The sequence below is a fragment of the Thioalkalivibrio sp. ALE28 genome (assembly GCF_000377425.1).
GTDB lineage: Bacteria > Pseudomonadota > Gammaproteobacteria > Ectothiorhodospirales > Ectothiorhodospiraceae > Thioalkalivibrio.
The window spans coordinates 370,001-393,110 of the sequence record NZ_KB898093.1; the positions used below are offsets into that span (position 1 = coordinate 370,001).

Annotated in this window: 21 protein-coding genes and 2 rRNA genes (1 of these 23 only partly in view); 13 read left to right on the forward strand and 10 right to left on the reverse strand. The window is 65.4% G+C overall.

The window, feature by feature from the left end; translation table 11 throughout:
- The 3 genes from D105_RS0101780 to D105_RS0101790 form a co-directional block, all read left to right on the forward strand.
- Positions 1-2,728 (forward strand): 23S ribosomal RNA (locus D105_RS0101780); it begins 151 nt to the left of the window's first position.
- Positions 2,729-2,839: 111 nt separating this feature from the next.
- Positions 2,840-2,955 (forward strand): 5S ribosomal RNA (rrf, locus tag D105_RS0101785).
- A 137-nt stretch (positions 2,956-3,092) separates the two neighbouring features.
- Positions 3,093-3,299 carry a hypothetical protein gene (locus D105_RS0101790; RefSeq protein ID WP_026279164.1) on the forward strand — a complete coding sequence of 69 codons (207 nt, stop codon included), beginning with the start codon at positions 3,093-3,095 and terminating at the stop codon, positions 3,297-3,299.
- A 196-nt stretch (positions 3,300-3,495) separates the two neighbouring features.
- Here the strand turns inward: D105_RS0101790 and D105_RS0101795 are convergent, their stop codons facing one another.
- The 3 genes from D105_RS0101795 to dapA are packed head-to-tail and all read right to left on the reverse strand — an operon-like array spanning position 3,496 to position 6,341.
- Entirely contained in the window at positions 3,496-4,266 is a 771-nt protein-coding gene (locus tag D105_RS0101795; RefSeq protein ID WP_018877302.1) for an MBL fold metallo-hydrolase, read from the reverse strand.
- Positions 4,267-4,287: 21 nt separating this feature from the next.
- Complete coding sequence (gene bamC, locus D105_RS0101800) at positions 4,288-5,454, reverse strand: outer membrane protein assembly factor BamC (RefSeq protein ID WP_018877303.1); 1,167 nt, start codon at positions 5,452-5,454, stop codon at positions 4,288-4,290.
- Between the two features lie 8 nt (positions 5,455-5,462).
- Positions 5,463-6,341: a 4-hydroxy-tetrahydrodipicolinate synthase gene (gene dapA, locus D105_RS0101805; protein ID WP_018877304.1), complete on the reverse strand. Its 879-nt coding sequence runs from the start codon at positions 6,339-6,341 to the stop codon at positions 5,463-5,465.
- Positions 6,342-6,569: 228 nt separating this feature from the next.
- Here dapA and D105_RS0101810 point away from each other — a divergent pair, with 228 nt between their 5' ends.
- The 3 genes from D105_RS0101810 to D105_RS0101820 are packed head-to-tail and all read left to right on the forward strand — an operon-like array spanning position 6,570 to position 9,109.
- Positions 6,570-7,124: a glycine cleavage system protein R gene (locus D105_RS0101810; RefSeq protein WP_018865808.1), complete on the forward strand. Its 555-nt coding sequence runs from the start codon at positions 6,570-6,572 to the stop codon at positions 7,122-7,124.
- A gap of 57 nt (positions 7,125-7,181) precedes the next feature.
- Positions 7,182-7,658, forward strand: coding sequence for a peroxiredoxin (locus D105_RS0101815; protein ID WP_018876071.1), 477 nt, complete (start codon positions 7,182-7,184; stop codon positions 7,656-7,658).
- A 32-nt stretch (positions 7,659-7,690) separates the two neighbouring features.
- Positions 7,691-9,109 carry a PhoH family protein gene (locus tag D105_RS0101820; RefSeq protein ID WP_018877305.1) on the forward strand — a complete coding sequence of 473 codons (1,419 nt, stop codon included), beginning with the start codon at positions 7,691-7,693 and terminating at the stop codon, positions 9,107-9,109.
- A gap of 322 nt (positions 9,110-9,431) precedes the next feature.
- Here D105_RS0101820 and queD read toward each other — a convergent pair whose 3' ends face one another.
- From queD to D105_RS0101840, 4 genes are read right to left on the reverse strand one after another with little or no spacing between them, the layout of a single operon-like run.
- Positions 9,432-9,815, reverse strand: a complete 384-nt coding sequence (gene queD / locus D105_RS0101825; protein WP_018865805.1) for a 6-carboxytetrahydropterin synthase QueD — start codon at positions 9,813-9,815, stop codon at positions 9,432-9,434.
- A gap of 42 nt (positions 9,816-9,857) precedes the next feature.
- Positions 9,858-11,759: a 1-deoxy-D-xylulose-5-phosphate synthase gene (gene dxs, locus D105_RS0101830; RefSeq protein ID WP_026280390.1), complete on the reverse strand. Its 1,902-nt coding sequence runs from the start codon at positions 11,757-11,759 to the stop codon at positions 9,858-9,860.
- A gap of 14 nt (positions 11,760-11,773) precedes the next feature.
- Entirely contained in the window at positions 11,774-12,667 is an 894-nt protein-coding gene (gene ispA / locus D105_RS0101835) for a (2E,6E)-farnesyl diphosphate synthase (protein ID WP_018877307.1), read from the reverse strand.
- 10 nt (positions 12,668-12,677) lie between these two features.
- The gene (locus D105_RS0101840; RefSeq protein ID WP_017940770.1) at positions 12,678-12,983 is read right to left on the reverse strand and encodes an exodeoxyribonuclease VII small subunit; all 306 of its coding nucleotides are present in this window, start codon (positions 12,981-12,983) and stop codon (positions 12,678-12,680) included.
- A gap of 235 nt (positions 12,984-13,218) precedes the next feature.
- On the opposite strand from D105_RS0101840, the gene D105_RS0101845 reads away from it, so the two are divergent.
- From D105_RS0101845 to D105_RS0101860, 4 genes are all read left to right on the forward strand, one after another.
- Positions 13,219-13,638 carry a rubrerythrin family protein gene (locus D105_RS0101845; protein WP_017940769.1) on the forward strand — a complete coding sequence of 140 codons (420 nt, stop codon included), beginning with the start codon at positions 13,219-13,221 and terminating at the stop codon, positions 13,636-13,638.
- A gap of 153 nt (positions 13,639-13,791) precedes the next feature.
- The gene (locus D105_RS0101850) at positions 13,792-15,144 is read left to right on the forward strand and encodes a heterodisulfide reductase-related iron-sulfur binding cluster (RefSeq protein ID WP_018865802.1); all 1,353 of its coding nucleotides are present in this window, start codon (positions 13,792-13,794) and stop codon (positions 15,142-15,144) included.
- 62 nt (positions 15,145-15,206) lie between these two features.
- Positions 15,207-15,512, forward strand: coding sequence for an encapsulin-associated ferritin-like protein (locus tag D105_RS0101855; protein WP_018142071.1), 306 nt, complete (start codon positions 15,207-15,209; stop codon positions 15,510-15,512).
- Between the two features lie 47 nt (positions 15,513-15,559).
- Positions 15,560-16,171 (forward strand): DUF3501 family protein, encoded by a 612-nt coding sequence (locus D105_RS0101860; RefSeq protein WP_018877308.1) that lies wholly within the window; start codon positions 15,560-15,562, stop codon positions 16,169-16,171.
- A 911-nt stretch (positions 16,172-17,082) separates the two neighbouring features.
- Here D105_RS0101860 and radA read toward each other — a convergent pair.
- The 3 genes from radA to D105_RS0101875 all read right to left on the reverse strand — a co-directional run bounded on the left by radA (position 17,083) and on the right by D105_RS0101875 (position 20,613).
- Positions 17,083-18,429 (reverse strand): DNA repair protein RadA, encoded by a 1,347-nt coding sequence (gene radA, locus D105_RS0101865; RefSeq protein WP_018877309.1) that lies wholly within the window; start codon positions 18,427-18,429, stop codon positions 17,083-17,085.
- The gene (locus D105_RS0101870; protein ID WP_018876078.1) at positions 18,429-19,715 is read right to left on the reverse strand and encodes an HlyC/CorC family transporter; all 1,287 of its coding nucleotides are present in this window, start codon (positions 19,713-19,715) and stop codon (positions 18,429-18,431) included. The genes radA and D105_RS0101870 overlap by 1 nt, the downstream gene beginning before the upstream one ends.
- Before the next feature lie 97 nt (positions 19,716-19,812).
- Positions 19,813-20,613: an inner membrane protein YpjD gene (locus D105_RS0101875; RefSeq protein ID WP_018877310.1), complete on the reverse strand. Its 801-nt coding sequence runs from the start codon at positions 20,611-20,613 to the stop codon at positions 19,813-19,815.
- Positions 20,614-20,776: 163 nt separating this feature from the next.
- Here D105_RS0101875 and ffh point away from each other — a divergent pair, with 163 nt between their 5' ends.
- The 3 genes from ffh to rimM all read left to right on the forward strand — a co-directional run bounded on the left by ffh (position 20,777) and on the right by rimM (position 23,102).
- Positions 20,777-22,165 carry a signal recognition particle protein gene (ffh, locus tag D105_RS0101880; RefSeq protein ID WP_018865797.1) on the forward strand — a complete coding sequence of 463 codons (1,389 nt, stop codon included), beginning with the start codon at positions 20,777-20,779 and terminating at the stop codon, positions 22,163-22,165.
- A 128-nt stretch (positions 22,166-22,293) separates the two neighbouring features.
- Positions 22,294-22,554, forward strand: coding sequence for a 30S ribosomal protein S16 (gene rpsP / locus D105_RS0101885; RefSeq protein ID WP_018865796.1), 261 nt, complete (start codon positions 22,294-22,296; stop codon positions 22,552-22,554).
- 38 nt (positions 22,555-22,592) lie between these two features.
- Positions 22,593-23,102, forward strand: coding sequence for a ribosome maturation factor RimM (rimM, locus tag D105_RS0101890; protein ID WP_018877311.1), 510 nt, complete (start codon positions 22,593-22,595; stop codon positions 23,100-23,102).
- Positions 23,103-23,110 lie beyond the last annotated feature (8 nt).

Below are 23,110 nucleotides of genomic sequence, written 5' to 3' on the forward strand. Positions count from 1 at the left end.
ACCTGAATACATAGGGTGTTGGAGGCGAACCTGGGGAACTGAAACATCTAAGTACCCAGAGGAAAAGAAATCAATTGAGATTCCGTGAGTAGCGGCGAGCGAAAGTGGATTAGCCCTTAAGCGTCTTGAGTTTTAGTCGAGCGATCTGGAAAGGTCGGCCAAAGTGGGTGATAGCCCCGTAGACGAAAAGGCTCTTGACGTGAAATCGAGTAGGGCGGGGCACGTGAAACCCTGTCTGAACATGGGGGGACCATCCTCCAAGGCTAAATACTCCCTACCGACCGATAGTGAACCAGTACCGTGAGGGAAAGGCGAAAAGAACCCCGGAGAGGGGAGTGAAATAGAACCTGAAACCGTGTGCGTACAAGCAGTGGGAGCCCCTTCGGGGGTGACCGCGTACCTTTTGTATAATGGGTCAGCGACTTAATTTCAGTGGCAAGGTTAACCGCAAGGGGAGCCGTAGGGAAACCGAGTCTTAATAGGGCGCTCAGTCGCTGGAATTAGACCCGAAACCGGGCGATCTATCCATGGCCAGGGTGAAGGTGGGGTAACACCTACTGGAGGCCCGAACCCACTAATGTTGAAAAATTAGGGGATGAGCTGTGGATCGGAGTGAAAGGCTAATCAAGCTCGGAGATAGCTGGTTCTCCTCGAAAGCTATTTAGGTAGCGCCTCATGTATCACTCTCGGGGGTAGAGCACTGTTATGGCTAGGGGGTCATCTCGACTTACCAAACCATTGCAAACTCCGAATACCGAGAAGTGCGAGCATGGGAGACACACGGCGGGTGCTAACGTCCGTCGTGGAAAGGGAAACAACCCAGACCGCCAGCTAAGGTCCCCAAATCATGGCTCAGTGGGAAACGATGTGGGAAGGCAGAGACAGCCAGGAGGTTGGCTTAGAAGCAGCCATCCTTTAAAGAAAGCGTAATAGCTCACTGGTCGAGTCGGCCTGCGCGGAAGATTTAACGGGGCTAAAGCCATGTACCGAAGCTGCGGACTTGCTTTGCAAGTGGTAGAGGAGCGTTCTGTAAGCCTGTGAAGGTGTGCCGAGAGGCATGCTGGAGGTATCAGAAGTGCGAATGCTGACATGAGTAACGATAAGATGGGTGAAAAACCCATCCGCCGAAAGCCCAAGGTTTCCTGCGCAACGCTAATCGGCGCAGGGTTAGTCGGCCCCTAAGGCGAGGCAGAAATGCGTAGTCGATGGGAAACAGGTTAATATTCCTGTACCGGCTGTTAATGCGATGGGGGGACGGAGAAGGCTAAGTGATCCGGCTGTTGGTGCCCGGTTCAAGTATGTAGGGAGTGTCCTTAGGCAAATCCGGGGACACAATCCTGAGATACGATGACGAGCCTCCACGGAGGCGAAGTCACTGATGCCCTGCTTCCAGGAAAAGCCTCTAAGCTTCAGTTAACAGTTGACCGTACTCCAAACCGACACAGGTGGGCAGGGTGAGAATCCCAAGGCGCTTGAGAGAACTCGGGTGAAGGAACTAGGCAAAATGGTACCGTAACTTCGGGAGAAGGTACGCCTCGGCTGGTGATGGGACTTGCTCCCTGAGCTGGCTGAGGTCGCAGAGACCAGGCCGCTGCGACTGTTTATTAAAAACACAGCACTCTGCAAACTCGAAAGAGGACGTATAGGGTGTGACGCCTGCCCGGTGCCGGAAGGTTAATTGATGGGGTTAGCTTCGGCGAAGCCCTTGATCGAAGCCCCGGTAAACGGCGGCCGTAACTATAACGGTCCTAAGGTAGCGAAATTCCTTGTCGGGTAAGTTCCGACCTGCACGAATGGCGTAACGATGGCGGCGCTGTCTCCACCCGAGACTCAGTGAAATTGAAATCGCAGTGAAGATGCTGTGTACCCGCGGCTAGACGGAAAGACCCCGTGAACCTTTACTACAGCTTCACACTGAACTTTGAGCTTGTTTGTGTAGGATAGGTGGGAGGCTTTGAAGCCGGGACGCCAGTCTCGGTGGAGCCACCCTTGAAATACCACCCTGGCAAGTTTGGAGTTCTAACCCAGGCCTGTAATCCAGGTCGGGGACCGTGTGTGGTGGGTAGTTTGACTGGGGCGGTCTCCTCCCAAAGAGTAACGGAGGAGTGCGAAGGTACCCTCAGCGCGGTCGGAAATCGCGCGACGAGTGCAAAGGCATAAGGGTGCTTAACTGCGAGACAGACACGTCGAGCAGGTGCGAAAGCAGGTCTTAGTGATCCGGTGGTTCTGTATGGAAGGGCCATCGCTCAACGGATAAAAGGTACTCCGGGGATAACAGGCTGATACTGCCCAAGAGTCCATATCGACGGCAGTGTTTGGCACCTCGATGTCGGCTCATCACATCCTGGGGCTGAAGCAGGTCCCAAGGGTATGGCTGTTCGCCATTTAAAGTGGTACGCGAGCTGGGTTTAGAACGTCGTGAGACAGTTCGGTCCCTATCTGCCGTGGGCGTCGGAGATTTGACAGGATCTGTCCTTAGTACGAGAGGACCGGGATGGACGCACCTCTGGTGTTCCGGTTGTCACGCCAGTGGCACTGCCGGGTAGCTAAGTGCGGAAGGGATAACCGCTGAAAGCATCTAAGCGGGAAACCCACCTGAAGATGAGATCTCCCTGGACCCTTGAGGTCCCTGTAGGGCCGTTGAAGACTACAACGTTGATAGGCTGGGTGTTGAAGCGCGGTAACGCGTGTAGCTAACCAGTACTAATTGCCCGTGCGGCTTGACCATATAACACCCAAAGTGTTGGTGGTCTCGTCTGACACATCACCAAGTACACAAGCCTAGAATGCATTCCGAATTCAGACGACTCGGCACAAGCCGGGTTATCTGGCCAGTTTGTCTGGCGGCAATAGCGAGTAGGAACCACCCGATCCCATCCCGAACTCGGAAGTGAAACTGCTCTGCGCCGATGGTAGTGTGGGGCCTCCCCATGTGAGAGTAGGTCACCGCCAGGCATTAATCCGAAGCCCGATTCCCAGTCATGGGGGTCGGGCTTTTTTTATGGGCGCTTTCGAGGCAGGCTTGGATACAAGGTAACGCGATGCTCGTTGTGGCGGGTGCGGCACTTGGCCACAGCAGGCGGGGAGGTATTGTGCGAGGAAAAAGGACCGATGGTGGGCTGGTGATCGTAGGGCTTGTACTGCTCGGGATCGGGCTCTACGCAATTTTCGGCGGCCAGCTGGCGTTTACGCCGATTGCGCCAAGGGAAGGCGCGGGATTCGGCGGACCGCTGGCAATGATTATCGGGGTGGCGTTTGTTATTGGCGGGCTCTATTTCCTGCGGGAATCGCGGCGCTAAAAACGGTCTGTTCAGAGGTTGCCGACTGAGCGCGGCGGATACGGGCGGTGTAGTCGATCTGGCCTGGGCGGGGTAAGAGCGCGCTGTGTCCTCAGTCGATGCGGAAGTGGGCCCTGCGGTCGGGCGACTGCGGGCGTGATGCCGCGGGAGGGATGTTCGGCCAGTCCAGCCCGGGTGCGTCAGGCCAGGTCGCGTGTCAGGCGGGTGCGGTGGTGCGCCAGCCGAAGCCCTGGTCCTGGGTTGCGATGTCGACGTCGGAGGGGGTGCAGCCGAGCCCGTCTGCGAGGGCCGCTCGGGCAAGCGCCTCATCGTTGTTGTCGGTTGAGAGATGCATCCCGATGACGTGCCGGAGGCGGGACTGGTCGATGTTGCGCAGCAGCTCGGTGGCGGCATGATTGGGTAGGTGCCCGTAGCCCCCGCCAATGCGCCGCTTCAGGGATGCGGGATAACGCCCGGCGGCGAGCATGGCTGGGTCGTGGTTGCACTCCAGCAAGAGGGCATCCGCGCCACTCGCCATCGCGACCATATGGGGCGAGATATGCCCGGCATCGGTCATCAGGACCAGTCGGTGGTCTCCATCGGAGAGGGCGAACTGAGTGGGCTCGCGCGAGTCGTGGGGCACGGTGAAGGGGCAGACCCAGGCGTCGTCGATGTCCAGCGGGGCGTCGGCCTGGATCTCCTGGACGTGTGCGAAGCCATCGTCGCGAGCCGCCAGGCGGGTGCCCGGGCTGGTGAATACGGTGAGGTCGTACCGCCGGGACAGCGGGCCGGCGGCGCCGATGTGGTCCGCATGCTCGTGGGTGATCAGGACGGCGGTCAGGTCGCGGGGTGCAAGATCGACCCGGGCCAGGCGACGTTCGAGTTCCTGGACCGAGAAGCCGCAGTCGACAAGGAGACGGGTCGCGCCGATCTCCACGACCAGGGCATTTCCGGCGCTGCCGCTGCCGAGGGAACAGAAGCGGATCATCGCGTCGGCACCCCGGAGGGATTAACGGAGAATCTGCTGTTCGATGCGCTCCAGCACGAATTCCGCATCGCGACGCCGGAGGGGTTCCCCGTCGATATCACGGGCCTCGATACGGAGGTCGCCGTCGCCCACGTCGGTCAGGCGGACCTGGTAGCGTTCGTTCTCGCGACGGTCTCCGCTGCGACCGAAGATGCGACTGAAGAACCCGCCGCTTTCGCCTTCGCCCACCACGTCGGGGCGATAGGTCACCTCGAAGGTCCCGGTGTCACGATCCTGCTCGTCCACCAGCAGCCCGGCGCGATCCAGGAGCGTCCCCATTTGCGTCCACATCCGGTCGAAGGCGCTGCCGATGACCAGCACGGGCTGGCCTTCGTGTTCCGTCTGGTGCAGTTCGGTCGGGCGGTCCCCGATGGTCTCGGCGACCCGGGCGCTGCCTTCCGGCATTTCGCCGGTGGCAAGGAAGACGCGGAGGCGATTGAGCATCTCGGCTTCCAGTTCCGGGTCAGAGGGCCGCATGGCCCAGCGCCAGGTTTCGCCCTCGGGCTCCTCGGACGCGCCCCGGTGGGATATGTAGATCGCGGAGTGCCCGTTGTCGCGTTCGACGCGAAGCCGGTACTTGTCCCGGGTGTTGGCGTCGTATACGTTCCCAAGGGCCCGCGCGAAGATGTTCTGGCTGCCCCGGAGCGGGATGCCGGCACGGTCCTCGGCCCATTCCGTCTCCATGATGCCGACCTGGGGCTCGTTGCGTTCCAGGCGCAGATTCTGGCTGTCCCAGAAGGCGGCAAGGCGATCCCACAGTTCCTCCGGGGGCGCCTCGACGCTGAGCCAGCGGACGCTGCCTTCGCGCATCAGCTGGACCTCGGCGGACTCGGGGAGGACGCGGGCATCGGTCTGCACCGGTGCGGTGGTGTCGGCCGGCTGGCGCTGCTGCTGACGGGCCTGGGAGTCCTGCTGTATCTCGCGGGCGCTGACGCGCTCGCCCGGCGCATCCGGGATGCGGTAGGCGCGCTCGCTGTCGGGGGCGATGAGGTCCGGCGGGACTTCGAGATTGTCCATCTGCCGGCTCATTTCGTACTGGGGACCGCTCTGGCGGTCGCCCGAGGTGGAACACCCGGCGATGGCGAGGCTCGTGGCCAGGGCAAGGGCGGTGCGCGTCGCGCGGCGGCGGAGCGGGGCGGAGTGTTTCATGTCGGGGTTCAGACCTCTATGCCGGCCTGGCGCATGGCGTCCAGGACCGGCGCATGGAAGGGTTCGGACAGCGGAGTCAGGGGGAGACGGATACCGTCCTCCATGAGTCCCATGCGATGCAGTGCCCACTTGACCGGAATCGGGTTGGCCTCGAGGAACAGCGCGGAATGCAGGCCGTCCAGCTGGCGGTTGATCGCGCGCGCCTCGTCCGGTCGGCCTTCGCGGACGGCGCGGCACATGGCCGCCATCAGACGGGGGGCGACATTCGCGGTGACCGAGATGATCCCGTGGCCACCCGCCAGCAGGAAGGCGAGTCCGTTGCCGTCATCGCCGCTGTACAGGTCCATGCGGTTGCCGACCCGCGCGACCAGTTCGGCGGTCCGCTCGTTACTCGCCGTGGCCTCCTTGATCCCGATGATGTTCGGGATGTCGGCCAGGCGTTCCACGGTTTCGGGCAGCAGATCCACCGCGGTCCGGCCGGGGACGTTGTACAGGATCTGCGGGATGTCGACGGCCTCGGCGATGGCCTTGTGATGCAGGTAGAGGCCTTCCTGAGTCGGCTTGTTGTAATACGGGGACACCAGCAGGCAGGCGTCCGCGCCACCTTCCTTCGCGCAACGGGTCAGCGCGATGGCCTCGCGCGTGGAGTTCGCGCCGGTGCCCGCGATCACCGGGAGGCGCCCGGCCACGGTCTTCACCGTGTGGGCAATCGCCTCGCAGTGTTCGTCGAAATCGAGGGTCGCGGATTCGCCGGTGGTGCCGACCGCGACAATGGCATCGGTGCCGGCCTCGATGTGGAATTCCAGGAGCCGATCCAGCGCCGGCCAGTCCAGGCTGCCGTCCGCGTGCATCGGGGTCGCCAGTGCGACCATGCTGCCTTGAAACATCGACTCCTCCAACATCGGGAATGGTGCAGTCTAACGGGCGGGTGACAAGGCATTCAAGATTCCCGCGGCCGGCATGCCACCGATGCCCGGTTTCGCGCGGCGCGACGCCGTTGGCGCCGCCCGGGCAAGGTGGTATGTTGCGAGCCATCATGCCTGTTGTCGCTTTCATGCCGAGTCCCTCCCGGGAATGGCGCGCCCCCGTTCCCGCACGCCGCCGGCGGGTGCCGCATGGCTGAAGTGGTCGGCACGGGTGCCCATACCCACCTGATCCTTAACCTGATCGGGCCCGACCAGCCGGGTCTGGTCTCCAGCGTGACCCGCGTGATCGTGGATACCGGCTGCAATCTCGAATCGAGCCGGATCACGGTCGTGGGCGGGTACTGCTGCATGGCGCTCAGTGCCAGCGGCAACTGGAAGACCCTCGGCACGCTGGAATCGCGTCTGGAACGGCTCGAAGCCGAGATGGGGCTGGTGGTGGTGGCACGCCGCGGGCCACTGGAGGAGCGCGCCGAGGCCGCCATGCCGTATGCCGTGGATGCGGTAGCCCTGGATGCGCCGGGCCTGCTGAATGCCCTCGCCGATTTCTTCACCAGCCGCGGGGTCAATCTGCGCGACGTTCAGACCCGGGTCTACATTGCCCAGCAGACCGGGGCGCGCATGTTCGCGGCCAACATGGTGGTGGATATCCCCGCCGGGCAGCACCTCGCCAGTCTCCGCGGCGAATTCATGGATTTCTGTGACGAACTGAACGTGGATGGCGTGCTGGACCCGATCAAGGCCTGAAGCCGCCGGGCACGCGGCCTTCCGCTTCGAGACCCACGAATCAAGGAGCAACGCCTGATGAGCATCGCAATCAACCAACCCGTCCCCGCTGACCTGCGCGTCCCGGCGACCGGCGACCAGACCCTGGGCCCGGCCGACTTCCAGGGCCGGATCGTGGTCCTCTACTTCTACCCCAAGGACAACACGCCGGGCTGCACCAACGAGAGCCGCGACTTTGCCGCCAGCCTGGATGCCTTCCAGGAGGCCGGCGCCGTGATCCTGGGTGTGTCGCGCGACAGCGTGAAGAGCCACGAGAACTTCCGCACCAAGCAGGAACTGCCGTTCGACTTGTTGAGCGATGGCGACGAGACGCTGTGCAATGCCTTCGATGTCATCAAGATGAAAAACATGTATGGCAAGCAGGTGCGCGGCATCGAGCGCTCCACCTTCCTGATCGATGCCGACGGCGTGCTGCGCAAGGAGTGGCGCAAGGTGAAAGTGCCGGGCCACGTGGACGAGGTCCTCGCGGCGGTGCGCGAACTCGCGGGGAGCTGACCCCCTTACCCTACCCCCGTTCCGGAGGTGCCATGAACGCGACCGACCAGGATCCGAAACGCCTGTTTGTCCTGGACACCAATGTCCTGATGCACGACCCCACGGCGCTGTTCCGGTTCAAGGAACACGACATCTTCCTGCCCATGGTCGTGCTCGAGGAGCTGGATCGCGGCAAGAAGGGGGTTTCCGAGGTCGCGCGCAACGTGCGCCAGGTCTCGCGCTTCATCGACGAACTCACCACCGGCGCGCAGCACGAACAGATCGCCGCCGGGCTGCCCCTGCAGGCCGACTCCCTCAGCGAATCGACGTTCGCACCCAGCGGCCGCCTGTTCTTCCAGACCCGCAATCTCAACGCCAGCCTGCCGGCCTCCCTGCCGGGGTCCTCGGCCGACAACGACATCCTCGCCACCGCCCAGGCGCTGAAGTCGGAATACCCCGATACCCCGGTCACGCTGGTATCCAAGGACATCAACCTGCGCATCAAGGCCGCGGTGATCGGCCTGCACGCGGAGGACTATTACAACGACCAGGTGCTGGACGATGTCAGCCTGCTGTTCTCGGGCATGACCGAGCTGCCGGCGGATTTCTGGGAGACGCACGGCACCAGGATGGACTCCTGGCAGGAATCCGGGCGTACCTACTATCGCGTGACCGGGCCGCTGGTCAGCGAGTGGCAGCCCAACCAGTTCGTCTACCGCGAGGGGGAGAACCCGCTATCCGCGATCGTGCTGGAGATCGACCAGCCGAACGAGTCCGCGGTGATCGAGCTGGTTGACGACTACATGACCCCGCGTCACAGCGTCTGGGGCATCAATGCCCGCAATCGCGAACAGAACTACGCACTCAACCTGCTGATGGATCCCGAGGTGGATTTCGTCTCCCTGCTGGGCGCCGCCGGTACCGGCAAGACCCTGCTGACCCTGGCCGCCGGCCTCGCGCAGACGCTGGAGGACAACACCTACAAGGAGATCATCATGACCCGGGTCACGGTCCCGGTGGGCGAGGACATCGGATTCCTGCCCGGGACCGAGGAAGAGAAGATGACACCCTGGATGGGGGCGCTGATGGACAACCTGGAGGTGTTGTCCAAGTCCGAGGGCGCCGGGGAATGGGGCCGTGCGGCGACCAACGACGTGCTGACCAGCCGCATCAAGATCCGCTCGCTGAATTTCATGCGCGGACGCACCTTCCTCAATCGCTACATCATCCTGGACGAGGCGCAGAACCTGACCTCGAAGCAGATGAAGACCCTGATCACCCGCGCCGGACCGGGGACCAAGGTGGTGGCGCTGGGCAACATCGCGCAGATCGACACCCCGTACCTGTCCGAGACCTCAAGCGGCCTGACCTACGTGGTGGACCGCTTCCGCAACTGGACCCACAGCGGGCATATCACACTGACCCGCGGCGAGCGCTCGCGGCTGGCGGACTACGCCTCGAATCATCTGTAGACGGCGGGTAAGGCACGCCCGGGGGCGGCAACGGAGCGGGAAACGGGCACCGTCATTGCGACGCCCCGCAGGGGCCGCGGCAACCTCCGGAGGTTGGTGGTGAGCCAGCTATGGCAGCAGATGGTTCCGGACGGAGTTCGCCACGTCGCTTCGCTCCTCGCGATGACGATACGAGTCCGTGTCGTTGCGAGGCCGTGACAGGGGCTGCGGCACTCTCTGGTGGCTGGCGCGGTGACGGGGTCTGCTGGTTTCGGACGCAGGTTGCCGCGTCGCCTTCGGCTCCTCGCAATGACGGTGCCTGTGCTGGCGCCGATGGGTCGGCTCAGCCGTCCTCGCTGTAGCGTACGCAGGCGCGGTCGGTCTCCCACAGGGTCAGGGCATGCATGCGCAGGCCCGGGCGGTTCAGGCGTTCCGCCATCTGGCGGAAGAACCACTGCGCGATGTTCTCGGCGGTCGGGTTGACCGTGTCGAACGGCGGGACATCGTTCAGATAGCGATGATCCAGCTGCCCGGCGATCTCGCGCGCTGCGGTCTTGACCACCTTGAAGTCCACCGCCATGCCGGCGTCGTCCAGGGTCTCGGCCTGGACCTCGGCCTCCACCTTCCAGTTGTGCCCGTGCATGTTCGCGCACTGCCCCGGGTAATCGCGCAGGGTATGCGCGGAGGCAAAGTCGGTCAGGACGCGGAGGGTGTAGCGGGCACTCATGATCTTTTCCGGGCGAGCGGCCGTCGACCGGCCGGGGTTTTGTCAGCCCGCGAAGCCTAGCCGGCCGCCGTCTTCCGCGCAATTCTCCTGCCTGGATGCGTGGCGAATCGCGGCCAGAACGCCGGCGGTGTCGAGACCGCAGTCGGCCAGGATCTGCTCGCGCGAGCCGTGTTCGGTGAAGACGTCCGGGATGCCCAGGACCTGGCAGGGCAGGGTCAGGCCCTCGGCGGACAGCCATTCCAGTACCGCGCTGCCGGCGCCTCCGGCACGGGCGTGGTCCTCGAGGGTCACGAAGCCGTCGTGGCTGGCGGCCAGTCGCGTGAGCACGTCGGTATCCAGCGGTTTGATGAAACGCATGTTCACCACGGTGGCGTCCAGCGCCTCGCCGGCGGCCAGGGCGGTGTCCAGCAGTGCGCCGAAGCTGAGGATCGCCAGGCCCCGGCCCTCGCGCACGACCTCGGCACGGCCGACCGGCAGGGTCTCCAGGTCTTCGGGGCCACCGTCCGGCAGCTCGCCGGGCCCGCCGCCGCGCGGGTAGCGCACCGCCGCCGGACCCTCGTGGGCGTAGCCGGTGGACAGCATCTGGCGGCACTCCCGTTCGTTCGCGGGAGCCATCAGCAGCATGTTGGGGACCGTGCGCAGCAGTGCGGTGTCGAAGGTGCCGGCATGGGTCGGGCCGTCGGCGCCCACGATCCCGGCACGGTCCACCGCGAACAGCACCGGGAGATTCTGCAGGGCGACATCATGGATTACCTGGTCCATGGCCCGCTGCAGGAACGTCGAATAGATCGCGACCACGGGCTTCTGGCCCTCGCAGGCCATGCCGGCGGCCAGGGTCACCGCGTGCTGTTCGGCGATTCCGACATCGAAATAGCGTTGCGGAAACTGCTCGGAGAAGGCGACCAGGCCGGAGCCCTCGCGCATCGCCGGCGTAATACCCAGCAGGCGCTCGTCGGCCGCCGCCTGATCGCACAACCACTGGCTGAAGATGTCGGTGTAGGTGGGCGCCTTCGGGGCCGCGGGGGCCAGGCCATTGGCCGGCTCGAACTTGGACACGCCGTGGTAGCGGCAGGGGTCTTCCTCGGCCGGTGCGTAGCCCTGGCCCTTGCGGGTGACCACATGCAGCAGTTGCGGGCCCTGAGTGGTGCGCAGGTTCTTCAGGATCGAGACCAGACCGTTGACGTCGTGTCCGTCCACCGGGCCGAAGTAGCGAAAACCCAGCTCCTCGAACAGGGTGCCGGGCACGAACATGCCCTTCATGTGTTCCTCGGCGCGCTGGGCGAAGGCCTTCATCGGCGGGACGAATTCCAGCATGCGCTTGGAACCCTCGCGTACCGAGCTGTACAGCGGGCCCGACAGCAACCGCGTGAAGTACTGATTGAGCGCGCCGACGTTGGGCGAGATCGACATGTCGTTGTCGTTCAGGATGACCAGCAGATTGCAGTCGAGGTCGCCGATGTGGTTGAGCGCCTCGAAGGCCATCCCGGCGGTCATCGCGCCGTCGCCGATCACCGCCACGTGGCGGCGGTCCAGCCCGGCGTGCTTCGCGGCCAGGGCCATGCCGGCCGCGGCACTGATGGAGGTGCTGGAGTGGCCGGCCCCGAAGGCGTCGTATTCACTCTCCGAGCGCTTGGGGAAGCCGGCCAGGCCGCCATACTGGCGCAGACCGGCCATCCCTTCCCGGCGCCCGGTCAGGATCTTGTGGGCGTAGGCCTGATGCCCCACGTCCCAGACGATGCGGTCGTCGGGGGTGTCGAAGGCGTAGTGCAACGCGATCGCGAGCTCCACGGTCCCCAGGTTGGCGGCCAGGTGCCCACCGGTGCGCGAGACGCTCTCGATCAGGAACTGGCGCAGCTCGCCGGCGACCCCGGCGAGTTCCGAGGCCGGGCGCTCCCGCAGGTCGGCGGGCCATTGGATTGCATCCAGCAAGGGGGTTGGGGTCATCGGTGCGGGCCGGTTCAGTTCATGCGGTCGACGATGTAGCGCGCGAGGAAGCGAAGCAAGTCCGCCTCCTGGCCGAAGGGTTGCAGCTCCGCGAGGGCCTCGTCGACCAGGGCCACTGCGCGTTCGCGCGAGGCCTCCAGGCCCTGCAGCGAGGGGAAGGTGGGCTTGTGCAGCCGGGCGTCCGCGCCGCAGGCCTTGCCCAGGACCTCGGGGTCGCCCTCGACGTCGAGTACGTCGTCGCGGATCTGGAACGCCAGGCCGATGCATTCGGCATAGCGCGTCAGTCGCCCCAGCGCCTCGGGGTCCGGTGTGCCCGCCAGGGCGCCCAGCCGGACCGAGGCGCGGATCAGGGCACCCGTCTTGAGCCGGTGCATGCGCTCCAGCTCCGGCAGGTCGATGGGCTGGCCGCAGGCGCCGAGGTCGATCGCCTGACCGCCGGCCATGCCGTGTAGGCCGGCCGCCCCCGCCAGTTCGCGCACGGCGTGCAGCCCCGTCGCCCCGGGCAGTTCCGCCACGCCGCCGGTCAGCACGTCGAAGGCCAGCGCCTGCAGGGCGTCCCCGGCCAGAATGGCCGTGGCCTCGTCGAAGGCCTTGTGGCAGGTGGGGCGGCCGCGGCGCAGGTCGTCATCGTCCATCGCCGGCAGGTCGTCGTGGATCAGGGAGTAGACGTGGATCATCTCCACGGCCGCGGCCATTGCGTCCAGGGCCACGTCCGGGGCGGCGGTGGTCCGTCCGGCCGCGTACACCAGTACCGGGCGCAGGCGTTTGCCCCCAGACAGTGTGGCGTAGCGCATGGCCTCGATCAGGCGCGTGTCCGGCGCGCCGTCTACGGCCAGGTGGCGGTCGAGAACGGCCTCGATGCGCTGCTGGTAGTGGGACAGGGCCTGTTCGGCATCGATGGCGGTCAAGGGCGTTTCGCTAGAACGGGACATCGGGATCCGTGCTGTCGTTCGGCTCCGCTGTCCGGGGAACGTTCGTGTTCCCGCCGTGGTCATTCTGGGCAGAGGCGTCCGCCGGTGTTTCTTGTGCCAGGGCCTCGATGCGGCGCTGAGCATCGTCGAGGGCGCGCTGACAGCGGTTGACGAGTTCCATGCCGCGCTGGAATTCGCCCAGCGACTGCTCCAGGCCCAGCTCGCCGGACTCCATCCGGGCAACCAGGGCCTCCAGGGCTTCCAGGCTGGCTTCGAATTCCGCCGGGCTGTCGGCGCTGGAAGGGTCGGTCATGATGGATCACCGGGTCGAAAAGGTGAGAAAGTATCCGATCCGCTGCGGCGAGGAAAGACGTACCGCCGGTCCGCCCTTGATTATGGGACAGACGCCCCCATGATGCGGAGGGCTTCCGGTTGACACTGAACCGGGCGCGGACTAGAGTTTTCGTACAGTTTAGACCCAGTCTAAACCGCCGTCTGCACAGGCATTCCTGTGGTTGTGTAGAACCCATAGAGAGAAGGAGAGCACCATGGATCTGAAAGGCAGCAAGACCGAAGAAGCCCTGAAAGAGGCCTTTGCCGGCGAATCGATGGCCAATCGCCGTTACCTGTACTTCGCTTCCAAGGCGGACGTCGAAGGCTACAACGACGTGGCCACCGTGTTCCGTTCCACCGCGGAAGGCGAAACCGGCCACGCCCACGGCCACCTCGAATACCTCGAGAGCTGCGGCGACCCGGCCACCGGCCTGGAATTCGGTTCCACCTCCGCGAACCTGAAGACCGCCGTGGCCGGCGAGACCCACGAGTACACCGACATGTACCCGGGCATGGCCAAGACCGCGCGCGACGAAGGCTTCGACGAAGTCGCCGACTGGTTCGAAACCCTGGCCAAGGCGGAGCGTTCCCACGCCAACCGCTTCCAGAAGGCGCTGGACCAGCTGGACGACTGATCGTCTCCTGCCTGGGAAGTATGCGGGGCCGGTTACCGGCCCCGTTTTCCGGGAGACACGGAACAGCCTGTGGGCGGTGCCTGAAGGCCGGGCCCGCATGTTGTTCCGTGTTTCCCCCGAAGCATCGTACTGATACGGACACCGGAGGGATGCATGTCTGCGCCGACGCACCAACGTGAAGGAAGTCTCGAAGCCCCGACCCGTCATCCGCTGGACTGGAAGAACCCCGAGTTCTACAACGAGGAATCGCTGTTCAGCGAACTCGAGCGGGTCTTTGATATCTGTCACGGCTGCCGTCGCTGCGTAAGCCTGTGCAACTCCTTTCCCACCCTGTTCGACCTGGTCGACGAATCCGAGACCCTGGAGGTCGACGGGGTCGACAAGAAGGATTACTGGCAGGTCGTCGATCACTGCTATCTGTGTGATCTGTGCTACCTGACCAAGTGCCCCTACGTGCCCCCGCACGAATGGAATGTGGACTTCCCGCACCTGATGCTTCGGGCCAAGGCCTTTCGTTTCCAGAACGAGGGCGCGAAGACCTCGCACAAGTTGATGTCCAGCACCGACACCGTCGGCAAGCTGGCGGGTATCCCGGTGGTCGCCGGCGCGGTCAACGCCGCGAACAAGAACGGTGCCGTGCGCAAGATGCTCGACAAGACCATGGGCGTGCACCCGGATGCCCCGGTCCCCGAATACCACTCGAAAAAGGGGCGTTCGCGCCTCGCGAAGGCCGCGAAGGGGGTCAGCAACCCCGAGCCTGCCGGCGCCACCCAGGGCAAGGTCGCCCTCTATGCGACCTGCTACGGCAACTACAACGAGCCGCACCTGGTCGAGGACCTGGTCAAGGTCTTCGAACACAACGGCATCGAAGTCACCCTGGTCGACAAGGAACAGTGCTGCGGCATGCCCAAGCTGGAGCTGGGCGACCTGAAGTCGGTGGAGGCCTCCAAGGACGCCAACATCCCGGCGATGAAGCGCATGATCGACCAGGGCTACGACATCGTCGCCCCGGTGCCGTCCTGCGTGCTGATGTTCAAGCAGGAACTGCCGCTGATGTTTCCGGACGACGCCGACGTGATCGCGGTGCGCGACCGCATCTTCGACCCGTTCGAGTACCTGATGGAGCGGCACAAGGACGGCAAGCTCAACACCGACTTCCCCGAAAAGCTCGGCAAGATTGCCTACCACGCCGCCTGCCACCTGCGGGTGCAGAACATGGGGCTCAAGACCCGTGACCTGCTGAAGCTGGTGCCGGATACCGAGATCGACGTCATCGAACGCTGCTCCGGGCACGACGGTACCTATGGCGTGAAGAGCGAATTCTATGAAACGGCCAGCAAGATCTGCCGCCCGGTGGTCAGCCGCGTGCAGAAGGCCGAGTCGGATCATTACTCGAGCGACTGCCCGATGGCCGGCCACATGATCGAAAACGGGTTGCAGGGCAAGGGCGAGGACAAGGCGCCCGAGCACCCGCTGACCCTGCTGCGCCAGGCCTACGGCCTGTAGCCGCCGCTCGACCCACAGGACGCGACACGGGCGGAAGACGCGCCCGGGAATGGAGAAAAGACATGGCCAGTGACAGCTACCACGAACCCGTCGAAGAACTGAGCGACGAGTCGCGCGAAATGCACCGTGCGATCGTCTCGCTGATGGAGGAACTCGAGGCGGTGGACTGGTACCAGCAGCGCATCGACGGCTGCAAGGACGAGGAGCTCAAGGCGATCCTCGCGCACAACCGCGATGAGGAGATCGAACACGCTGCGATGGTGCTGGAGTGGATCCGGCGCCATAACCCGGTATTCGACCACGAACTGAAAGACAACCTCTGGTCCGACAAGGACTACACGAAGACGGGGCACCACCACGATCACTGAGGGGTGCCGGTCCTGGCGGGCCAGTCCGATGAGACGGAGGTATCGAGATGCAGATGGAGGCAAGTGTGGATAAGCTGAGTCGTGAAGACCTGTATTCGCTGGAGAAGTACCACGAGGTACGCCCCCAGTTCCGCAGCGAGGTGATGCAGCACAAGCGGGATCGTGTGGTGCAGGTGGGTCCGGCGGTGACCCTGCATTTCGAGGATCGCAAGACCATGCAGTACCAGATCCAGGAGATGCTGCGGGTCGAGAAGATCTTCGATGCCGAGGGCATCCAGGACGAGCTCGACGCCTACAATCCGCTGATCCCGGATGGCTCCAACTGGAAGGCGACCATGATGGTCGAGTATCCGGACGTGGACGAGCGCAAGGTGCAGCTGTCCAAGCTGATCGGGATCGAGCGCAAGACCTACGTGCAGGTCGAAGGCCACGACAAGGCCTACCCGATCGCGAACGAGGACCTGGATCGCGAGACCGATGACAAGACCTCCTCGGTGCACTTCCTGCGCTTCGAGCTGACGCCGGAGATGGTCTCCGCAGCGAAGTCCGGTGCGGCCATTGCTATGGGCGTGGAGCACGAGAACTACAGCCATCGGCTGGACGCCGTCGCCGAGGGCACGCGCGAGTCGCTCGCGGCCGACCTCGATGCCGTCAACTGACGCGGTCCCTATGCCCGCTTCACGAAAGGCGCCTCCGGGTGCCTTTTTCGTTTCCGGCGCATGCCGGACTGTGGCTTCGTCTGGCCGCCTGCCTCGTGGTGGCTGGCCCTGGATCGTCGCTTGGTGTTTACGGTGGTTCCGGTCCACATACTGCCCGGCGCTGACTCGCCAGCGCGCCGCGAGGTCCTTTCTTGCTTGCCCAAGAAAGGACCCAAAGAAGGGCACCCGGATTTCGCCCGGGAACCTCGCTCCGGACGCGCTGGGCCGGCGGCGCTGAACTCGCTGCGCCTTCGGCTCCGCTCAGACATCCAGCGCCTTCTCCCGGCCCATCACGCCCTCCGCGAGGGGCTCCATACGGGGGGGGAAGGTCAAGACAGAAGGTATTCCAGCCCCACGACACAACAATAGTTATTGCCATCCGAAAGCCCCCGGCGCCCGCTGCGCGGGCGCGGCACGCAACGGCTAACGGCCGAGCGTGCCCAAGATGTGCGAAGACCTAGCCATCCTCCACTGGCACGACCGTCGGGACGGCCGTTGTCTTGACCTTGACCCCCACCCGTTGTCGTCGCGCCGAGTGGAGAGGGTTTTCGCGGGGAAAAAGGCGCTGGATGTCTGAGCGAAGCGCAGCGTAGCGAGTTCAGCGCCGCCCGCGAAAAGCCTCGGAGCGAGGGAAACCCCGGCCCGCACAGCGGGCCGGGGTCGCGGCAGTCGGGCGTGTTTCTTGGTGACTTCTTTGCACGAGCAAAGAAGTCACTCGGGGCGCGCTGGCGAGTCAGCGCCGGGCAGGCGGCGGACCGAAGGCACGTAAACACCCGAGGCCGAACCAGGACCAGCCACCACGAGGCAGGCGGTGAGCCGAAGGCACCGTAAACGTGACCGGCGGACCAGCCGGGAAGGGGCGGGGCTGGCCGCTAAAGGGCGTCGAGGACTTCGGAGAGGCGCGAGACCGCGACGACCTCCATGCCCTTGATGGGCTTGCGCGGCGCGTTGGCCGCCGGCGCGATGGCCCGCGTGTAGCCGTGCTTGGCCGCCTCGCGCAGGCGCTCCTCGCCATTCGGCACCGGCCGGATCTCGCCCGCCAGCCCGACCTCGCCAAAGGCCAGCATCTCCTGCGGCAGTGGCCGGTCGCGAAAACTCGACAGCGCGGCCGCGAGCATCGGCAGGTCGGCGGCCGTCTCGGTCATGCGCACGCCGCCGACCACATTGATGAAGACATCCTGGTCGAACAGGGCGACGCCCCCGTGCCGGTGAAGCACGGCCAGCAGCATGGTCAGGCGGTTCTGCTCCAGCCCCACGGTGATGCGCCGCGGTTGCGAGGCATGGCTCTCGGCGACCAGGGCCTGAACCTCGACCAGCAGCGGCCGCGTGCCCTCGCGAGTGACCATCACGACGCTGCCGGGCACCGGGCCCTGGTGGCGGGAGAGGAAGATTGCGGAAGGGTTGGAGACGGCCTTCAGGCCGTTCTCCAGCATCGCGAACACACCCAGTTCGTTGACGGCGCCGAAACGGTTCTTTACCGCGCGCAGCATGCGGTAGCGCCCGTCCGGGTCGCCCTCGAAATACAGCACGGTGTCGACCATGTGCTCCAGCACGCGCGGCCCCGCGAGCTGGCCGTCCTTGGTCACATGCCCCACGAGAATCACGGTGATGCCGCGCTGCTTGGCCAGCCGCACCAGGGCGGCGGCACTCTCGCGCACCTGGCCGACCGAGCCGGGCGCGGATTGCAGCGCGGCGGTGTAGAGCGTCTGGATGGAGTCGATCACCAGCACTCGCGGGCGTTCGCGCTCGCAGGTGGCGATCACGTTCTCCACCTGGGTCTCGGTGAGCAGGCGCAGCCCGTCGACCTCCAGACCAAGGCGCCGGGCCCGCATGCCGATCTGCTGGGCCGACTCCTCGCCGGTCACGTAGAGCGTGTCGCCGACCGGCAGCATCGCCAGGGTCTGCAGCAGCAGGGTGGACTTGCCGATCCCCGGGTCGCCCCCCAGCAGCACCACCGAGCCGTGGACCAGCCCGCCACCCAGCGCGCGGTCCAGCTCCGACAGCCCGGTGCCGGTGCGCGGGACCTCGGCCAGCTCGACCTCGCCCAGCCGGGTGATGCCGGCGGCCTCGCCGGCGTAGCCGCCGCGCGGGCCGGCGCTGGCGGCCGGGGTGGCCTCCTCGAGGGTGTTCCAGGCGCCGCAGTCGCCGCACTGGCCGGCCCATTTGGGGCTGACCGCGCCGCAATCCCGGCAGACGTACTGGGTCTTTGCCTTCGCCATCAGGCTTCCTTGTTGTCGGGCGTGGCGGGCAGGTCCGGTGCGACCACGCGCACGGTGCGGATGGTGTTGTTCTTGATCTGGGCGATATCCATCACCACGCCGTTGATCTTCACGCTCACCGGTGCCTCGGGGATGCTCTCCAGGTGTTCGACGATCAGGCCGCTCAGGGTCTTGGGGCCGTCCTGCGGCAGGTCCAGGCCGAGGGCGCGGTTGAGTTCGCGCAGGTGGATGCCGCCGTCGACCATGGCGGAGCCGTCTTCCTGGCGCAGGACGTCGTCGCTCATCGCCGGGGAGTCGGTGGTGAACTCCCCGACGATCTCCTCCAGCAGGTCTTCCAGGGTGATCAGCCCCTCGATATCGCCGTACTCGTCCACGACCAGGCCAATCCGTTTCTTCTGTTGCTGGAAGTTGATCAGCTGACGGTTGAGTGCCGTGCCCTCGGGGATGAAATACGGGGGCGTTACCACCTGGCGCAGGTCGTCGGGGCCGAATTCGTCGCGCTCGACCAGGGGCAGCACGTCACGGCGGTGGATGAAGCCGACGATACGGTCCAGCTCGCCTTCCACCACGGGCAGGCGTGTGAAGCTCCCGTGGATCAGCTGGTCTTCGACTTCGTTCCATGGCTCGTTCAGGTCGATCACCACGATCTCGTTGCGCGGGATCATGATGTCCTCGACCGTGGTGCGCTCGAGGTCCAGCAGGTTCAGCAACATGCGCTGGTGATTGGCCGGGATCAGTGCGCCGGCCTCCGAGACCACGCTGCGCAGTTCATCGGTATTCAGCGCGGCGCGCTGGCCGGCGTTCATGTGCACGCCGAACAGGCGCAGCACCCCGTTGGCCATCAGGTTGATCAGCCACACTACCGGCCACATCACCTTGATCAGGCCGGAGTAGACCCATGCGGCGGGGTAGGCGATGCGCTCACTGTGCAGGGCCGCGAGGGTCTTCGGGGCGGTCTCGGCGAAGATCAGGAGGGTCAGGGTCAGCACGCCCGTGGCGATGGCGACCCCGGTATCCCCGAACAGGCGCCAGCCGATGAAGGTGGCGATCTGCGCGATCAGGATGTTGACGAAGTTGTTGCCCAGCAGGATCAGGCCGATCAGCCGGTCCGGTTTGTCCAGCAGCCGCGCGGCCAGTTGCGCGCCGCGGTGGCCGGTCTGCGCGCGGTGGCGCATCCGGTAGCGGTTCAGCGCCATCAGCGCCGTCTCCGAGCCGGAGAAAAACGCGGACAGCAGGAACAGCACCACCAGGGCGCCGAACAGGACGGACAGCGGGATCTCTTGCAAGGGCGCGGCCTGCGGTCAGGGTTGGGGCGGACGCGGTGGCGTCGTCGGGGTCATTTCAGGCAAGGGGCGCCGGGGTGTCAAGCCGCCTCGGGGGCATTCAGATCCGCCCGAGGATGACCTCCAGCACCAGCTTGGAGCCGAAATAGGCCAGCACCAGTACGACAAACCCGCCGGTGGTCCAGGCCAGCGCGCGGGTGCCGCGCCAGCCCAGGCGCCAGCGCCCCAGCAGCAGGGTGGAGAAGATCAGCCAGGCCAGGATCGACAGCGTGGTCTTGTGCACCAGATGCTGGGCAAACAGGTTGTCCACGAACACCAGGCCGGACAGCAGGCTGAGCCCGAGGAACAGCCAGCCGATGAAGATCATCCGGAACAGCCACACCTCCATCGAGAAAAGGGGCGGCAGGGCGCGCACGAAACCCGAGGCATGGTGGTTGTGCAGCGCGCGATGCTGGGCGGCCATCACCGCGGCCTGGGCGGTCGACAGCGCGAGGAAGGCCCAGCCCAGCGCGGAAAACAGGATGTGCAGATCGATCCCCGCGGAGGTGGCGTAGCGGGTATCGCCGTCGCACAGCAGCGCGGTCATGGCGGCGAGCGCCGTCAGCGGCAGGATCACCACGCCGAGGATGGCCAGCGGATGGCGCCAGCTCGTCAGCCACAGCAGCGCGGCTACCAGCCACAGCGAGGCTGACAGGGCGTTGCCGAGGCACAGGTTGAGCCCGGCCTCGGTGAGCACCATCGGCAGCAGCGCGCCCAGGTGGGCCAGCAGGCCCAGCCCCCACAGGGCCAGGGCCGCTCGCGGCTGGCCGGGTGTCAGCGGCTGGCGTCGGGCGGTGATGGCCAGGTAGCCCGCGGTGGCGAGATACAGCGCGACGGCGAGGAGTCCGGTGGCAATGATCATGACGCCGGATTATCGCTGCAATGCCGGTGGATTGCACATGCCGGCGGCGGTTGCGGGTCGCCCCGCGGCGGGCCTGCATGCAAGGCCGCGAGACCGGTATACTGTCCGGTCCCGCGGTCGGCCCAAGCCCGCCGCCCGCGCACGGATCAGAAGAGGACACGCGATGTTCGACGGCCTTTCCAGCCGCCTGCAGGAGACCATGAAGCGCCTGAAAGGTCAGGCGCGGCTCACCGAGGACAACATCCAGGACGCCCTGCGCGAGGTGCGCATGGCACTGCTGGAGGCCGACGTGGCCCTGCCCGTGGTGCGCGAGTTCATCAAGGACGTCAAGGAAAAGGCGCTGGGCAAGGAGGTCATCGGCAGCCTGACGCCGGGCCAGGCCCTGATCAAGGTCGTCCATGACGAACTGATCGCGACCATGGGGGGCGAGAATGCCTCCCTGAACCTCGCCCATCAGCCCCCCGCGGTGGTGCTGGTGGCCGGTCTTCAGGGCGCGGGCAAGACCACCAGCATTGGCAAGCTCGCGCGCCTGTTGCGCGAGCGCGAGAAGAAAAAGGTCGCGGTCGTGAGCTGCGACGTCTACCGCCCGGCGGCGATCCAGCAGCTCGAGACGCTGGCGGGGCAGGTGGGTGTCACGTTCTATCCCAGCGACACCAGCCAGAAGCCCGAGGCGATCGCTGATGACGCGGTGGCCCGCGCCCGCCGCGAGGGGGTCGAGGTCCTGCTGGTGGATACCGCCGGCCGGCTGCATGTCGACGAGGACATGATGGCCGAGGTCCGGGCGCTGCATCAGGTGATCGACCCGATCGAGACCCTGTTCGTGGTCGATTCCATGACCGGCCAGGACGCCGCGAATACCGCGCGCGCCTTTGGCGAGGCCCTGCCGCTGACCGGTGTGGTGCTGACCAAGGCGGACGGCGACGCCCGCGGCGGTGCGGCGCTGTCGGTGCGCCAGATCACCGGGGTGCCGATCAAGTTCATCGGCATGGGCGAGCGCCCGGATGCGCTGGAGCCGTTCCATCCCGAGCGCATCGCCTCGCGCATCCTGGGCAAGGGCGATGTCCTGTCGCTGGTCGAGGAGGCCAGCCGTCAGGTCGACCAGGACCAGGCCGCGAAGCTGACCCGCAAGCTGAAGAAGGGGCGAGGCTTCGATCTGAACGACCTGCGCGACCAGCTGGGCCAGATGCAGAAGATGGGGGGCATGAGCTCCATGCTCGAGAAGCTCCCCGGTGGCGGCAAGCTGCCGGACGCCGTCAAGAACCAGGCCAGCGACAAGGAGATCGGTCGCATGATGGCGGTGATCTCGTCCATGACCGAGCACGAACGCCGCCATCCCGACGTGATCAAGGGCTCGCGCAAGCGGCGCATCGCGGCCGGGTCCGGCACCCAGATCCAGGACGTGAACCGCCTGCTCAAGCAGCACACCCAGATGAGCAAGGCGATGAAGAAGTTCTCCAAGGGCGGCGCGTCGAAGATGATGCGCGCCCTGGGGGGCAAGATGGGCGGCATGGGGGGTATGGGTGGCCCCGGCGGCGGGATGCCGTTCCGCTGATGGTCAAGGTTCGCGCGAACGACCGCTTGCAGCCGTGGGGAGCCCTGCCGCTTCCCTTGTGTTGCTGGCCGGATTCGTTATAATCGCGCGTTTTCTCGAGAAAACGGACTCACGGGGTTCAACACTACATGGTTACGATTCGCCTGCTACGCCGCGGCGCCAAGAAGCGCCCGTTTTATTCGATCGTGGTTACCGATTCCCGCGCTCGTCGCGATAGCGGCTACAAGGAGCAGATCGGGTTCTTCAATCCGGTGGCCCGCGGTCAGGAAGAGCCGCTGCGCATCGATCTCGAGCGCGTGGACTACTGGCTGGGTCACGGCGCCGGCATGTCCGAGCGCGTGAACCACCTGGTCAAGGGCTACCGCAAGCAGCAGTCCGCGGCGGCCTGAGGTCGTCCGGTCCGCTGTACTGACGCTTGGCTGCGGTCATGAACGAGGCGGGTGAGCGCATCCGCGTCGGGCGTGTCTCCGGGGTCTATGGCGTCAAGGGCTGGGTCCGGGTGTTTTCCGAGACCGAGCCGCGCGCCGCGATTACCGAGTTCCCGCAGTTGTGGATGCACTACGGGAACGACTGGCGCCTGGTCGAGATCGAAGGCGGCCGCGCGCATGGCGCGGGCGTCGTGATGAAGTTCCGCGAGGCGGCGGATCGCGATGCCGCCTACGGGTTGATCGGCGCCGAACTCGCGATCGAACGCGACTGGCTGCCCCCGGCCGAAGAGGGCGCCTACTACTGGGCCGACCTGCTGGGCATGGCGGTCGAGAATCGCGACGGCACGGCACTGGGCACCATCTCGGGCTTGATCGAGACCGGTGCCAACGACGTGCTGGTGGTCCGGGGTGACCGGGAGCGCCTGATCCCCTGGGTGCGCGAGCAGTACGTGCTGGATGTGGACCTGGAGGCTCGCTGCGTGCGGGTCGACTGGGATCCGGATTTTTAAGCGGCGCC